The sequence below is a fragment of the Parolsenella catena genome (genome assembly GCF_003966955.1).
GTDB lineage: Bacteria > Actinomycetota > Coriobacteriia > Coriobacteriales > Atopobiaceae > Parolsenella > Parolsenella catena.
On record NZ_AP019367.1, the window covers coordinates 1,368,824 to 1,384,992 of the forward strand.

Sequence of the window (16,169 nt, forward strand, 5' to 3'; positions counted from 1 at the left end):
CCTAAATCAATGCTAGTGATATGTTTTTGCCGACTTAAACGAACGGCCGCAGAACACCTCGAATATCAGACCTATATGTCGCCGAAGCTATACGCGTACCCAAGCGAGGGCTTGCCGCCTCAATGATTCGGCCGTTGCCGATGTAAATGGCAACATGGCCCGAGTAGCAAACGATATCACCTCTCTGTGCCTGCGAAAAATCAAGGTGAAGGAACCCGCTATAGTTCCAAAGGTCGTTGGCATAGTGGTCATGCCCTGGCGTGAAGTAGTGATCATAGGGGTTCATCGGGAACGTATCGACCCCGCACGCATATAGGCACTGGAGCACGAGGCCAGCACAGTCAACGCCAACGCCAGGTGCGCAAGCATAGTCCCAAATATAAGGTGTACCAAGGTACTCATACGCTCGCCCAACGAACGCATTGATACAGTCCTCGCGGGTAGCGTCAACCGATATGCGTGACGGCGTTGCATAGGCAAACTTACCAGAGCTATAGCTTGGCAGCGTCACGTTCCAGGAGCTTACCTGTGGATACTGAGAGGGATTCTGCCAGCCGACCTTGTCACACGTACCGTCAGTCCAGAAATAGCGACGATATCCGTCAATGTAGCGGGCACCCGTTGCCATACGGCCGCTTCCGTCAAGCCAGTAGTACTTTCCGCCCAGCTCGAGCCAGCCCGTTTTCATTGTTCCGTCGCTGTTCATGTAGTACCAGGCGTCATTTGGGACCCGCACCCACCCGGTTGCCATTGCTCCATCATCGCGGAGCCAATACCAAGAGCCGCCATCCGAAAGCCAGCCCGTCTTCATCACATATGTCATCGGATCGAAGTAATACTGCTGGCCGTCAATCAATATCCAGCCCGAGCTGAGCTTGCCCTCCGCATCCGCGTAGAACCGAGACCCGCCAAGGTCAATCCAGCCAGAGGCAAGAGAGCCATCCCCCAACGTCAGCACACCGTCACGAAGCGTCAGCGCAGAGAGCGAGCCATCGCTAGATGCCCAGCTCTTAGAGCCATCTTCGTTGTCAACCCATGCGTTTCGGGCAACGCCAGAGCCGGCATCAATCTGATACGCCTTTCCATCGATTTCGATACGCCCCAGCTTCGCCGGATGTCTTGTTCCCACGGTTTCGGAGCTAATAGTGCTCGGATCAAAGTAAAAACGACCGGACGGGGTGTCCACCCATCCAGAAACGCACAGTCCGGAGCCATTAAGCCAGTACTTGCTTCCGTTGTCGTCCAACAAAGTAGAGGAAAGCATCCCACCGGAGCCAGACAGGTAGTAGCTACCGTCTCGGAAATCAAGCCAACCGGTCAGCATCTTGGCAGTAGTTGGGTCCATCCAGTACCAAGAGCCGCCTATGAACTGCCAACCCATGAGGAGTCTGCCATCATTGCTGCTGGGCGTTGCGTAGTACCAGCATTGATTGGCATCGTCCCATGCCCAGCCAGTTGCCATGGCACCCGAGGAAGTCAAGAAGTACTTGGAATCCCCAAGGCTAAGAACGCCGGTTCTCATCGCATAGTCTGACCAGTCCATCCAGTACCAGGCCCCGTTAATCCAACGCCAGCCGGCTTGAAGGGCACCAGAGGAGCTGGCAAGATACCATCTCCCATTGACCAAGCACCAGCCTGAGCTCCCCATGCCACAGGAAGAGTCAAAGACGTAGCTCTCGGAGCCAACCTGGGCTACCTCGTTCTGGGCGGCAGCACCAGAGCCGCCAAGCCAATACCAAATACCACCTTGGTAGAGCCAGCCTGTAGCCATGGTGCCATTGGAATAGAGATAGTACCAGCATCCGTCAACATACTGCCAACCGGTGAGCATGGCCCCAGACGGACTCATGCAGTACCAGGCGCCGCCATCCCAGACCCAGCCGGTTGCCATTTTGCCATCAGTGGGGTTCAGCCAATACCAGTTACCGTTAATCCAGTGCCAGCCGGTCTGCAGCGCGCCTTGAGAAGCCCAGTACCACTCAGCATCATCCAGCACCCAGCCATCCGCATAGCCGAGCCACTTTCCCTGTCCATCAAATCGAGACCAGCGTCCCTCGGCAAATGCCTGGTTTATAGCCATCTTGCCCGAAGTCACATCGAACCAGTACCATGCGCCGTCAAGCAGCTGCCAGCCAGTCTGCATGACCCCTGAGCCAGGAGAAAAGTAATAACGTGCCCCCATCGATATCTTGGAACCCCGTGAGCACGGCTCCATCGGAAGAGAAACGGTAACGGGCACCGTTTAGTTCAAGCCACTCGTCTTTTAGAGGTGCACCGTCCTTCCAATATTCACGGCCGGCATCCGTGTCAACCCAGCCGTCAGGCGTTGACGGCGCCTCGGATACCCCAGTTGAGGTGACAGGGTCATCCGCTGACGAGGTAGTTGGCCCAGCAACTGCAGACGGAGCCTCATCGCTCGCACTCATAGTTACCAGCGAAGCGTCTGCTCCGTTCTCGATGCCAGGCACGTCATCCGTTGTCACCTGCCCAGCAAGCGCCGGAACAGGACGGATGAGAGCCGCCATCATCAGTCCGGCCACCATGGGAAATGCAGCTTTCTTAAATCTCACTATTGTCCTCCCACCTTGGGCAACCCAACGCAGCCACTGAAGGCCGAAACTACTCCGCTAAATCAAAAACATATTAGCAACTTAGGCTCCTCCTCCCTTAAGAGAATCTGAAAGGAATAGACTTTACCTGCAAAAAAGGGGGGAATGGAAGGGACAGTATGAACAGAGCACAACGATTGCTAGCGCTAGGCTCATGCCTTGCGCTCTGCGCTTCTGCGGCAGTGGCAATTCCAAACACCGCGTCAGCAGAAACCGTCGCGAACTTGCCTCAGCCCGCTTCGGAAACGATCGAGACTCCCTCTCCAGAAGAGAACAAGGCCCAAAGCGACAGCGTAACGGCAAGCGCTGAAGCCGAGGGCGAGACGCCCACATCGGCGACCGAAAGGGAGCCCGTTGCCGAAGAAGTACCAGACGGTTGGCACGGCGGCACCGGATCCCTCTGGTATCAGCAGGACGGAGAGAGGCTAACCAATCGTTGGTTATACGACAACGGAAGCTGGTTCTACTTCTCTGAGGAGGGAGTTGCCCTCACCGGCGTTCAGAAGATTGACGGCTCTCTTTACTGCTTCGATAACGATGGCCGCATGCAGGCTGGCTGGACGCTCTGTGATGGCACCTGGTATCACGCCAAGTCCTCTGGAGCTCTCGACATCGGCTGGCTTTACACGGGCGGGAGCTGGTATCTTCTCGCCGATGACGGCTCGATGTTGACCGGGATCCAAGAGATTAACGGCAGCAGCTACCTCCTCCAGGCCAACGGAGCCATGGCCACGGGCTGGGGCGTCGACCCCGCGTCGGGTCGCTGGTGCTTCGCAGACGCCTCGGGTTGTCTCAAGACCGGTTGGCAATATATAAGCGGCACGTGGTACCTGATCGGTGACGACCACCTTATGCTGACGGGCCTCCAAACGCGCGGCGATGCAGCCTACTATCTGCAAGATTCGGGCGCCATGGCAACCGGTTGGGCGTGGGACTCATCCAGTATGTCCTGGTACCTCGCCAATGGCTCGGGCGCGCTCGCATCCGGTTGGCAGCGGGTTAGCGGCAGCTGGTACTGGCTCGACCCGCAGTCAAAGGCCATGGGCACGGGATGGCTCAATCTTGATGGTGCAAGGTATCACCTCTCCGGATCCGGAGCCATGGACACCGGGTGGCTGCTCGATGCTAGAAGCTGGTACTGGCTTGATCCCTCCGTCGGAAACATGCGCACCGACTGGCAGAGGGTTGGTGGTAGCTGGTACTTCATGGACGAGGCAGACGGTAGGATGCACACTGGCCTGCTCAACCTTAGTAGCGCCAAGTACTACATGACGCCCTCGGGCACCATGGCAACGGGCTGGGCCTATGATGAGAGCAGCTCATGTTGGTATCTCGCCTCAAGTGACAGCTCGGACGGACGCCTGCTCACTGGATGGCAGAAGGTTGGTTCAACCTGGTACTATCTGCGCCCAGACAATGCTCAAATGTTCACCGGCTGGTACCAAGAGGGTGACGCCCTTTATTTCCTCAAGTCATCCGGCGCGATGGCCGCAAATGAATGGGTCGATTACATCGGCGACACAAGGCTCTACATGAGCGCCGATGGCCATGCAACGTTCGAAATGCGGAATGGCCTTATCTACAAGAACCGCAATTCGGACGAGCTTGCATCGGGTTGGGTAAGGCAGGACGACTCCTGGCTGTACATCAATCAAGATGGATCCCTGGCTAAGGGATGGCTCAACCTCAACGAGACTTGGTACTATCTCGACCCGAATAATGGCACCATGCGCACCGGCTGGGTCTTGGTCGATGGCCTGTGGTACTGGCTTGACTCCTCTGGCGCAATGGCCACCGGCTGGACAAATATCGGCTCTTCGCGCTGGCAGCTCGATGATTACACCGGGGCACTCCACGAGCCCGAGCAGGCACCTTCGACCGACCTCCAGAGAAGAATCGTAGAGGCTGCTGGAGTCACCCCTAGCCCGGGAGGCGGACTTTGCGCTATGTGGGTCAGCCAAGTCTTCTCCCGTGCGGGCCTCGGGTATCCAGAGGGCAACGCCTGCGATATGTTCTGGCAGTGGTGCAGCCGCTCCGACCTTCGTGAGCTCAAGGTTGGCATGATCGTTGCCATCCCATCCCACACCCATACCTATCTCGGTGGCATCTATGGGCATGTCTGCATCTATATCGGCGGGGGCATGATCATGGACAATGTTGGCTATGTCCGCACCATGCCGCTCAACGACTGGCTCGAGTACTACACAACCACGCACAGCCCCAAGTGGGGGTGGTGCAACAACCAGCCGCTTTCTTAATTGTCCTCCCGCTCCCCAATCGGGATAGACTTTGAAAAGCAAGGATCCTAGACGTTACTCGAAAGGAGCAAGATGAGCACCACAAGCAGAAAGGCAGCTGCCTTTATCGCCGCCTTGGCTCTCGGCGGCTCGCTGAGCGTAGCATCGGTGGCAGTTCCTCGCCTTGCGTGGGCAGATGATGCTATATCCACAGAGTCAGCTGCCCCTACCGACGAGGTGAGCGCCGCAGGCAATCAAGAGCCCGAGGCCCCCGCTTCCGACGTCCCCGAAGAGCCCGTAGAACAGCCCAAGCAGGGTTGGCAGAACGAGGACGGGACAAGGCGCTACTACGACGAGAATGGCTCGATTCACAAGGGCTGGCTCCATCTTGACGGCGCCTGGTACTGGCTCAACGAGACCACCGGAAACATGGCCACGGGTTGGCAGTACGTAAACGGCTCCTGGTATTGGCTCGACCCCGTATCCGGCGTGATGGCAACAGACCGCACGGATTGCAACGGAAGCTGGTCGGACTTCTCCGCGTCGGGAGCATGGAGCGGCTATGCCAGCGGCTGGGACCTGAGGGATGGCGCCTGGCACTGGCTTGAGAACGGCGGACAGCTCGCACGCGGGTGGAGATACGTCAACGGCTCCTGGTACTGGATGGACGATTCCGGCGCCATGCGCACCGGCTGGGTCAGCATCAGCGGATCCCGTTATCATCTCTCAGCCTCCGGCGCCATGGACTCCGGTTGGCTTCTGGATGGTGGAAACTGGTATTGGCTCGACCAGTCAAACGGCGACATGCGAACCGACTGGCAGTGGATTGGCGGACGCTGGTACTGGGCAGACCCCGAAACGGGTATCTGCGCCCAGAACGAGACCAGGGAAATCGGTCCGGAGCTCTACGCTTTTGATTCCTCGTGTGCGATGGGCCAGAGTGGATGGGTGCTCGCCAACAATACGTGGTACTGGGCTGGACAGTCTGGCGCCCTTGAAAGCGGCTGGCATTATGTTGGCGGATCCTGGTATTGGATGGACCACCAGTCCAAGGCCATGGCGACCGGTCTCCTCGATTTCAATGGAACGAAGTACTACATGATGCCCTCGGGCGCCATGGCGACCGGTTGGGCCTATGACCAGACTGAAAATTGCTGGTATTACGCTACCAACTCCTCTTCTGATGGCCACCTTCTCACCGGCTGGCAATGGATTGACGGCGCCTGGTATTGGATGGACAGCACCACCGCCAAAATGCAAACCGGTTGGCTGAGCGTTGGCGGTAAGACATACCACCTCTCCAACTCTGGCTCCATGGACAGCTCTTGCTGGATCGACGATAGCGATGGCAGCTCTTCTCTGCTTGGCAGTGACGGCGCTCTGACGACGAAGATCGTCGATAACAAGGTCACCATGTACAACGGCTCCGACGGCTCCAAGCCCTCCGACGGTCTTACCCAGATTGGCGGTGCCTGGTTCTACCTCATTGATAGCACAATCCAGCACGGCGCTATCGACATTGATGGCACAACCCACCTCTTTGACGAGAAGACGGGCAGGGCAGTTACCGGCTGGCACACGGACGAGAACGGCGCTCGTTATCACTATGACGAGAAGGGCGTAAAGCAGGTCGACTGCTGGGTTCTCGATGGCTCATGGTATCTCCTGGGCCAGGATGGCAGCCCGCTAACGGGATGGCAGAACCGGGGAGGTGCCTACTACTATCTCGACCCGTCTTCTGGGGCCATGAAGACCGGCTGGCTTAAGACCGACGGCGATTGGTACTGGCTCGATACAACGAGCGGCGCTATGAAGACCGGCTGGGTCTGGGATGGCGCCAATTGGTACTACATGAACGCTAGTGGCAGGATGCAGACCGGCTGGCTCAATCTGAGCGGAACCTGGTATTGGCTTGACACCACGAGCGGTGCCATGGGCACCGGTTGGATCTGGGATGGCGGCGCATACTACTTCTGCGCTTCCGACGGGCACTGGATTGACGTCAACGTTCAGTGGCAGGACATGTTCAATTGGGCACAGGACTACTCAAGCGCAACGAACTACCTCATCCTCGTAGACACCCAGAACTGCAGGGTAGGCATCTACTATGGCCGCTATGGCGCATGGGCGCCTGTAAAGGAGTTCATCTGCTCCCCCGGCGCTCCTTCGACGCCAACCGTGAAGGGCCAGTTTACGGTTCAGGACAAGGGCTACGTCTTTGGCCATGGCTACAGCTGCTACTACTACACGCAGTTCTATATCGATTACCTGTTCCACTCCGTTCTGTACTATCAGGACACTTTCCGAATTCAGGACGGACGCCTTGGCCAGCACCTCTCCCATGGATGCGTCCGCCTTGCAATCGACAATGCCAAGTGGATCTACGACAACATTCCACGCGGAACTAAGGTTGTTGTCTGGTAGAGCCCAGAGAGCATAATTGTTGACGACCCTGTTGAAGAAATCCAACAGGGTCGTTTTCGTTTAGGCAGGCCCTTATAATGTAAAAATCGCAGCTATGAAATGGAGCTCAAATGATGAATAGTAAGGCTGCTTTTTTCCTCAAGCACCTGCCAGCGCTGCTTGTTCTTACCCTCTTCCTTGCAGCCCCTGTCAGCGCCAGGGCAGACACCCTATCTGACCTCTATGGAACGACACACGACCGCAGCGAGGTTATTGAAGCCGGCGAGGCCGATGACCCCAATGCCGAGCCGGACGATTTATCAGATAATGATGTCCAGACCTATTCGCTGGACGACAGCTCTGACATCGCTTTGTATAGCGAGCAAACCCAGTCCGTCTCGCCACGGTACGTTTCATCCGAGATGCTCTACTTTTGCAAATGGGAGAGCGGGCAAAACTATAACCAGGGCCTTAGCTGGGGCGATGGATACCATGCAATGGGCTACTTCCAGTTTGACAACCGCCATGACCTTGGTTCATTCCTAAAGGCAGTCTATGACTATAATCCGTCTAAATACTCAGCGCTTGCAATCATAGGGAGCCGCTATAACTGGGACGTGGACGGTGAAACGCGTAGTGGCGGCTCCTTCACGCAACTCGGCAATGACCTCAATCAGGCCTGGCATGGCGCCTATGCCGCAGATTCCAGCGAGTTCTCGGCACTTCAAAATGATTGGGCCTACACGCAGTACTTTGACGGACCTGTCGGCATTCGCGGAAGCCTGCGAGCAATGGGGATCAATATCGACAACCGCTCAGACAGCGTGAAGAGCCTCGTATGGGGCATGGCAAATCTGTTTGGGCAAGGTGGGGGCAGCACCTACGTTTCCCGCGGACTCTACTATGGTGCCAATTGGTTCATCAAGAACTCCGGCGTCAACGGCGCTATGGATGATGGGCAATTTGTTGAAACGCTCTGCGATTACGTTATCAATAATGTCGCCCGACGCTATCCGTCTCAGCCTGAGTACTGGCAGGGTTGGCAGAATCGCTATAAGGATGAAAAGGCCCATTACCTCTCCGTAATCAGACGATGGGTTTACGAAAGCGGAACCTGGTACCTTGAGACTGTGTCCGGAGGAGTTAGAGCCAAGGGCTGGGCATACGTCAATGGCTCCTGGTATTACCTCGATCCCAATTCGGGCGCCATGAGAACTGGATGGGTCCTTGTTGATGGCTACTGGTACTGGTTGGATTCTTCCGGTGCCATGAAGACGGGTTGGCTACTTCTTGGAGGAACATGGTACTGGCTGAACAGCTCTGGAGTCATGGCCACCGGATGGCAGATCATCGGTAGCTCCTGGTACTGGTTCAACCCCTCTTCTGGCGCCATGACCGCATCGAGGACCCTTATCGACGGGCTCTGGTCAGACTTCGCAAGCGGCGGCTCGTGGATTGGGTATTCCTCTGGCTGGGATACGAGAGATGGGGCCAAGTACTGGCTGGAAAACGGCTCAAGAGCAGCCGGCTGGCGTCAGATAAGCGGCAATTGGTATTGGTTCGATCAGAGCGGCAAGGCTGCAATTAACGGGACCGTCTCCTTCGGTTCATCGGCTTACGCGTTTGATAGCGACGGTCGCATGGGAGAGGCGGGGTGGTGTTTTGCAAATGGCACTTGGTATCTCGCATCAGAATCCGGCGTGCTCGTAAATGGCTGGCAGCGAGTCGGAGGTGTTTGGTATTGGCTTGACAGATCAACTTATGCCATGAAGACAGGCTGGTGTCTCCTTGGGAGCACCTGGTACCATCTCTCCTCTTCCGGCTCTATGGACACCGGCTGGCTCCTCGATGGCAACGCCTGGTATTGGCTAGAGCCCTCGAATGGTGACATGAAAACTGGGTGGCAGTACATCGGAGGAGTTTGGTATTACCTCACCCCCAACGGAGGAGCCATGCAAACGGGCTGGATCCTTGATGGGAAGACCTGGTACTTCCTTGATGGCAGCGGCGCTATGCAATCTTCACGTTGGGTTGGCAACTACTACCTTCTTTCCAGCGGCGCCATGGCAACAAGCCAGTGGATAGGTCCCTATTACGTTGACAGCAGCGGGCGCTGGGTACCTGGGGCATAGTCGGTCCTCTTTTCAAGCAAGCGGCGGCGGATGTAGCTCCATCCGCCGCCGCTTTGTCTTAGTCCATCTGAGCGCAGTTTCTACACTGCCGCTTCGCGCCAGATGCTAGCACCGATTGAAGCGTCGGATACGTTTGATAGTTCGATACAGATCCCATGGTCCTGCACCAGTGATTGTGATAGACATCGCTGTTTCCAACTCGATAATAAGGTCCTTGCCCATAGCCCGGAATCCAGGCACCGTCAGAGCCTACATAGTAGGGCCCAATCCATTGATTGGTCGCCATTGCCCCGGAGCCAGAAAGATAGTAGTTCCCCACCCAAGCATTAGAAGCCATGGGCCCCGAGTCGTAGAAGTAATACCAGGTGCCACCGATAACCTGCCAGCCCTTGGCCATCGAGCCATTGCCAAAGAAGTAATACCACGTGCCACCAACGAGCTGCCAGCCGGTTTGCATAGCGCCGGAGCCTTCCATGTGATACCAGGCTCCACCCGTGCTAATCCACCCAGTCTGCATGAGACCAGAAGAGTCCAGGAAGTACCAGCTTCCGCAATATGAAAGCCACCCAGTCTGCATAGCTCCGGATTGGTTCAGATAATACCAAGCACCATTGAGATCCAGCCATCCGGAAGCCATGGCCCCACTGGCTCCCAAGTAGTACCAATTCCCAAGCCACTTCCAGCCGGTGACCATCGCGCCGGACGGCTCGAGATAGAACCACTGCCCAGAGACAGACTGCCAGCCCGTTTTCATCGCTCCAGACGGGTCGAGGTAGTAGCGAGCCCCACCATCATCAAGCCATCCGGTCTTCATGGCTCCGGTCGACAGGTCGAGGTAGTACCAGCTTCCATTGACATAAGCCCATCCTCGACAGGCCTGGCCGGTAGAGTCGCAATAATACCAAGTCCCGTTATCTAGATTCCATCCGGGGTGACCCGAGGTAAAGCCTTTGGGGCGATATGACGCGCTTACACTAAACGCAGCTGCACTTGCTTCAAATCTAACGTCAACTTCACTGGAACTCGTTTCCCACCTCATTTCATTGAGCTCGCTAGCCACGATCCCGTTGATGATTCCCGAGATACTCTCTGAATCGTTTGCATTTGTAGCGGCAACGCTAAACGAGGTCTCCTTCGCATCAAGATGCTGCTGAATCTCCGGTGCATAGGCGTCCGCCCACTTCTGGGCCTCACCGTTACGCACGAAGTAGTTATTCGCAAGCGTCGTCTCGTGGGCTCCATACGTGGAGCCATCCGAGCCCTTCCATTTGCCATGCGCAATGGCCATAAGATCATCGTTCAGGCCAAAGTAGAGATGCCTTTGGTCAAAGCCATACCAGTTATCGCTCGTGTCATCCCACGTGCAATCGACCTGGCACCACTCGTCATCAATCTTCACGGCGTTCCAGGTATGGCCGTCACCGGCATCGCGGGTCTCCTCATTCTCGATGCCTGCAGTCGCAAGAAGCTTGGAATAGGCCTCCTCATACGCCTGGCACGTACCCGTCCCTCGGCAAAGCGCACTCTCGGCGCTGCTCCACGTCAAGGAATTGTCATATTCCAGCTGCTCAAGCAGCCAGTCATGGAGCCAGAGAGCCTTCTCGTACTCGGAGCCATCGGTCTCGGCATTGCACTGCGCAACGGCCTTGGCAACACGATTAGAGACTGAAGGATAGTTCGAATCGGAGACCTTTACAGACACGGTCTTGCGAAGATACAGGCCCGTGTTCGCCATGTCCATGACCTGGAACTGGAACTGGTAGGCTCCAGAGGCCATCGGCGTGAACTGATAGTCCGTCTCGGCCTGAACTCCCGTACAGCCAGGCATGTGAGCCGGGTCCATGACAGAGTCGTAGCTTCCATCAGTGTCGAAATAAAACGGCGCGGACATGTAGTACTTGTACTGGCCGCTCCCGCCGCTCGCTGAGACGTGGAGTGTCAAGGGCTGCCCCGCTACGGGATCGTTATACGAGACCGCAAGAGTGATGTCCCCTGCCGTCTCTGACTCGACATGCGCATGGCCGCCTTCTCCAGCAAACGCCGGACTTGCAAAGGCGCAAACCCCAGCAATTGCCACAAACAGAGCGGCAATTATCCCGAAGAGTCGCTTTCTCATATGTTCCTCTTCCAACCAGATATAAATAAGGAGTGCCACCCCCTAGACAGGAATGGCACTCCTCAAATTAGCACGTATCAGGTTGTTTTAAGACGCGAGCGGCGCTCTTGTCCTCAAACGGTTTCGGCGTCTATTTAATATCTTTAAGAGCAATCTCCTGCGCCAACGTCGTCAGCTTTCTACGAAGAGTAACGACATTCTCCTGAAGCCTAAACAGCCTCCACAGCAGGATTGCGATAACGGCAAGGAACACGAAGTTCGAGGCCGACTGAAAGCCTAGGAGGTCAGCTATCACATACACAAGCTGAGGAAAGGCCGCCGCAAGGATCAGCAGGGCCGAAAGCCCCAGCCAAAAGAACGTGTCATGCGTGTCGAACTGAGACTTCTTGATCTTTCGTGCCACCAGAACGAGAAGCAGCGCGGCACCAATAAGAAGAAAAATGCGAAGGTTTCCCGTCATAGCTAGCTCCTAAACCACTGGGAGAAGAGGATTGACATACAGGTGTTGGCCATATAGCTAATCGAGCGCGAGAGATTGAGGTAGCTCTCCCCCGCCGAACGCTCGCGCATACTCACCTGCACCTCGTCGACCTTGAAGCCCCTCCTAATGAGGCAGGCCAGGGTATCGGGCTCTGGTGAAAGCCAGTCCTCGGTGGCAAACAGCTTGACGGCGCGCGCATTGTAGAGCCTCATACCAGAGGTGGGATCCATGATGCGCTTGCCCGTGGTGAGCTTGATCATGCCGGAGATGAGGTTGGAGCCCAACATGCGCAGACTCTTTGGCTTCTCCTCGGTCACGAAGCGAGAACCCACGACGATGTCCGCGCCCGTTGACTCCATGTCGGCAACAAGCGAGGCAATGTAGGCAGGATTATGCTGGCCGTCCGCATCGAACTGAATCGCCATGTCGTAACCATGGCGAAGCGCATACTTCATGCCTGTCTGAACGCCACCCGTAAGACCAAGGTTGGTAGGATGACTCACATAGTTGAAGCCGCTAGCCTTACATAGAGCCAACGTACCGTCGCGCGAGCCATCGTTGACGACAACGTAGTCGATATCGGGAGCAACTCGCTGAAGCTCTTCGATAGTCGCGACGAGCGACTCCTCCTCGTTATACGCGGGGACAATGGCAAGGACACGCGACTCAGCCCGATTCGGAACGTTCGTTGTTTCAATAGATGTCATGTAGCTCCACGGTTTCGCATCGACTTCATTCTTCTGAAGTATAGTTAAATCTGATGTTCGTAATCCGTGTTGAAAACATCGCTTCAGTCCTCCATTTTCAAGGAGGTTCGCTTTGTTCTCAGCTTCCGATCACGCGTTCGCCCTCTATACCTACGGAAAATCTCCCTATCTCGGTGAGTGCGTCGAATCCCTCTTGAGCCAAACGACTAAGTCGCACATCCTCATCTCAACCTCAACGCCAAACGAGAGCATCTCCTCCACGGCAAGCAAGTACGGTGTCAAGCTCTTCATTAATTCGGGCAAACCGGGAATTGCTCATGACTGGAATTGCGCGATTGAACACTGCGAGACCCCGCTCATCACCATTGCCCACCAGGATGATCTCTACGAGTTCCGTTATACGGAGCGAATGCTCGACAAAGTAAACAGCTCGGCAAGACCGCTCATCTTCTTCTCCGGCCATGGCGAGCTTCGCCCCGAGGGCAAGGTTACCAGCAACAAGCTTCTTAACATTAAGCGCACGCTGCTTAAGCCCCTCGAAGGCGGTCGGCTTAACAGCTCGAGGCTAGTCCGCAGACGCTGTCTCTCGCTTGGTTCGCCCATCTGCTGCCCTGCCGTAACTTACGTCATGCCCAACCTCAATAAGCCCATGTTTGTGGAAGGTTTTAAGTCTGACCTCGACTGGCAAGCTTGGGAGAAGTTCTCGCGCACGGAGGGCTCGTTTGCCTACGACCCCGAGGTTCTCATGTGGCACAGAATTCATGGCGGTTCCGAGACATCGGCCCTCATCAAGGACAACACGAGAACCAGGGAAGACCTGGCCATGCTCTCCCTCTTCTGGCCCAAGCCCGTTGCCAAGTTCATCAATCATTTCTACGCAGCGGGGCAGAAGAGCAACGGGTAGACAAGGCATGTAGAACTCCGGGCAGGCCTCAGACCAAGCTGAGGTCCAGGAAAGAGTCTCAGTACACCGGAGAAGAGCGCAAAGCATCCCGCGGGATTTCCACCGCAGCAGCCTGGATGCATAATGCGCCCGTGCCTGACGCGCGTGACCGGCCCATGGGCACGCAGTTCGCCCGTTACGCAGCCGACGTCAGTCGAAGAGTTGGACCCGGCGAGCCACTTGCTGACGGTCTGCCAACTCACGCCCATCCGACGTGCGGCCTCGACGACGAGGCGCTGTGGGCCAACGTGGGCGACGAGACCCACGCGACCCAGCGGGTCAGCCTTGCGTTAAGAACACCTTGCGATGAGACCGAGCTATACGGCCACCATTATTCCGAGACGCCATCGCAGGTATCAGCGGCTCTCAACCCGTCAACAATAGTCGAGACGGAGTTTAGGCTCGGGTTTAAAACCGATACCAGCTTGCTAACAGCATTAATGAATAGTATTGGCCGGTAAAGCAAATGCAGCTCCTATCCCCTGTCGTGGAATCACTTTTTGCAAACACTTTTAGATAGTCATTCCACATTCCACAGATATAGTCTGCCGCCAGCAATACGCTCTCTTCATCAGAAAGCGGACGCGTTGACTTCTGTTGCATGATTCCCGTTGTGGAGGCAAGGCCAAACCTGCAGAGCACTCGTTCAAGCATACGAACGCCCTCTGGCCTGTTAGAGTCCTCTATCGCCATAATCGAGAAGAAGAGCGCCCGAAGCAATATATCTTGCTTGTATCGGACAGGCAGGTTCTTCCCAAACCGCTGCTCGTAGCTAGCCAGCCTCTTCTCGCTGGTATCAACTGTGCCGACGGTGTAGTAACGATAGCTTCGGGCGCGAGTCCGCCCAGCTGGCGCAGCGCCACCCACCCGAACTCGATATCTTCTCCGCAAGAAGAGAGTGCTTGTCACACCAACTAAAGCCCAGAATAACGCAACCTCGAGCTGAAATGCGATGCTCGACTGGTCGAAGACCGCCAGTCCTTCTTTGGCAACGGCACCGATAACGTAGCAATCCGCTGCGAAAGAGATCAGGCAGGAAAGGAACGCTTCAATTAGATAGGGGCCAACCCTATCCCACAATTAATGGTGCGAGGCCTTAATCGTGCTCAGTATTACCCAGTACATAAGAGTGGGGACAAATGACGCCAGCGTGCCTAACTCCCCGTGCAGCGCACCAATTAGCCCATTGGCCAACAGAACAACGACTATGCAAAACAGGGATGGAGCAAGGATCCGATAGCTAATGTTCTCCTTTGAGCCCTCCGAGTCGTATTCATCCTCAACGCAGTACGAAGAGAGCGAGAACGGGCCAAAACGCCGAACTACACAGACGCCGGCCGCCGCAACAAGACAATTAATAACAGCGATTAACGTATCCAAAGGTACGGCCCCATAGTTTGCAGACATCTATATATTACAGACCAGCAGCCTCTGGGCTTAGGAGCCTAAGCGGTGGCCTCGCGAACGCTCTCGTCTCATTAAGCGCAACCGTTCGGTCGATTACCTCAGCCCCGTCCCTACCCAAATATCAATGAAACAGGTGTGACCAGATTTGGTGGCGTCACGCCATTCTTGACCGCAATGATGTTGTCGGCAACCGTCATGCCCATTCGCAGGTTTGTCTCGTACGTAGCCGATCCGGCATGGGGCGTAACAAGGACGTTCGGCAAATCAGCAAATGACGGAGCGGGCCCCGGCTCCTGCTCGTGCACATCGGTCGCATATCCCATTAGTTGGCCAGATTGCAACGCCTTTTCCAGGGCTTCTTTTCTGATGATTCCCCAGCGCGAGGTGTTAACAAGAATTGCGTCTTCTCGCATCATCCTTAACTCTTTGGCGCCAATCAGGTTGGTGGTTGATGCAGTAAGCGGCGTATGAATAGTCACGATATCGCTTCGCTTAAGCAAATCGTTCAAACCCGTGAACATCAGCCCCGTCTTTGCCGCATCGGGACGCTGACGAATGTCGTTGCCCAGGATATCCATGCCAAAGCCCATCGCACGCCGCGCAACGGCAAGGCCAATGTCGCCCACGCCAATGATGCCAATCGTCTTGCCGTATAGGCTATGCCCGGCGCGCTTTTCCCAGACGCCTGCCTTGAGGTCATTGTTCATCTGGGTAATGTGCCGCTCAAGATCAAGGATGAGACCAAACGTGAGATCAGCCGTCTCCTCGATGTTGACCCCAGGGGTGTTAACAACCATGACGCCCTTGTCTGTTGCCGCCTTGTAGTCAATGCCATCTATGCCACGACCGTGCTGAGCAATGACCTTCAGCTTTGGCAGGGCGTTAATCACGCGTCTCGACATGCCATTGCCGCCAAGAATGACGGCATCGGCATCCCTTGCGCAGCCAATCTTCTCGGCATCGGTCAGCACGCGACTATGCTTAATGATCTTTACCTCGCAGCCGGCATCTTCAAGCCGTTGTTTTGGCTCCGTCGTAAAGACGCCAAACGTTGCGGCGAAAGAGACGACTTTGAAGGAGGCGTTTTGCATTTCCAAGACTCTACTTCTTGAATTAATAATTTGAACAGAAGTA

At 55.8% G+C, this 16,169-nt stretch carries 10 protein-coding genes; 4 read left to right on the forward strand and 6 right to left on the reverse strand.

The features are described from left to right. Positions 1-34: 34 nt before the first annotated feature. Positions 35-2,215 (reverse strand): NlpC/P60 family protein, encoded by a 2,181-nt coding sequence (locus Pcatena_RS06170; RefSeq protein ID WP_269777014.1) that lies wholly within the window; start codon positions 2,213-2,215, stop codon positions 35-37. A 513-nt stretch (positions 2,216-2,728) separates the two neighbouring features. Here Pcatena_RS06170 and Pcatena_RS06175 point away from each other — a divergent pair. The 3 genes from Pcatena_RS06175 to Pcatena_RS06185 all read left to right on the forward strand — a co-directional run bounded on the left by Pcatena_RS06175 (position 2,729) and on the right by Pcatena_RS06185 (position 9,381). Further along, on the forward strand, positions 2,729-4,867 hold the full coding sequence (locus Pcatena_RS06175; RefSeq protein WP_126422605.1) for a L,D-transpeptidase: 2,139 nt from the start codon (positions 2,729-2,731) through the stop codon (positions 4,865-4,867). 72 nt (positions 4,868-4,939) lie between these two features. Next, the gene (locus Pcatena_RS06180) at positions 4,940-7,270 is read left to right on the forward strand and encodes a L,D-transpeptidase family protein (protein ID WP_126422607.1); all 2,331 of its coding nucleotides are present in this window, start codon (positions 4,940-4,942) and stop codon (positions 7,268-7,270) included. Between the two features lie 110 nt (positions 7,271-7,380). Beyond that, positions 7,381-9,381: a VgrG-related protein gene (locus tag Pcatena_RS06185; RefSeq protein WP_126422609.1), complete on the forward strand. Its 2,001-nt coding sequence runs from the start codon at positions 7,381-7,383 to the stop codon at positions 9,379-9,381. Between the two features lie 58 nt (positions 9,382-9,439). Here the strand turns inward: Pcatena_RS06185 and Pcatena_RS06190 are convergent, their stop codons facing one another. The 3 genes from Pcatena_RS06190 to Pcatena_RS06200 form a co-directional block, all read right to left on the reverse strand. Next, positions 9,440-11,497 (reverse strand): transglutaminase domain-containing protein, encoded by a 2,058-nt coding sequence (locus Pcatena_RS06190; RefSeq protein ID WP_126422611.1) that lies wholly within the window; start codon positions 11,495-11,497, stop codon positions 9,440-9,442. Positions 11,498-11,627: 130 nt separating this feature from the next. Continuing rightward, a complete protein-coding gene (locus Pcatena_RS06195; RefSeq protein ID WP_126422613.1) occupies positions 11,628-11,957 on the reverse strand; it encodes a DUF2304 domain-containing protein in 330 nt (109 codons plus the stop codon). Positions 11,958-11,959: 2 nt separating this feature from the next. After that, positions 11,960-12,685, reverse strand: a complete 726-nt coding sequence (locus Pcatena_RS06200; protein WP_126422615.1) for a glycosyltransferase family 2 protein — start codon at positions 12,683-12,685, stop codon at positions 11,960-11,962. 112 nt (positions 12,686-12,797) lie between these two features. On the opposite strand from Pcatena_RS06200, the gene Pcatena_RS06205 reads away from it, so the two are divergent. Continuing rightward, entirely contained in the window at positions 12,798-13,589 is a 792-nt protein-coding gene (locus Pcatena_RS06205) for a glycosyltransferase family A protein (RefSeq protein ID WP_126422617.1), read from the forward strand. Positions 13,590-14,036: 447 nt separating this feature from the next. Here the strand turns inward: Pcatena_RS06205 and Pcatena_RS06210 are convergent, their stop codons facing one another. Next, positions 14,037-14,708, reverse strand: coding sequence for a hypothetical protein (locus Pcatena_RS06210; protein WP_126422619.1), 672 nt, complete (start codon positions 14,706-14,708; stop codon positions 14,037-14,039). Positions 14,709-15,145: 437 nt separating this feature from the next. Next, positions 15,146-16,126, reverse strand: a complete 981-nt coding sequence (locus tag Pcatena_RS06215; protein WP_126422621.1) for a phosphoglycerate dehydrogenase — start codon at positions 16,124-16,126, stop codon at positions 15,146-15,148. Positions 16,127-16,169: the final 43 nt, after the last annotated feature.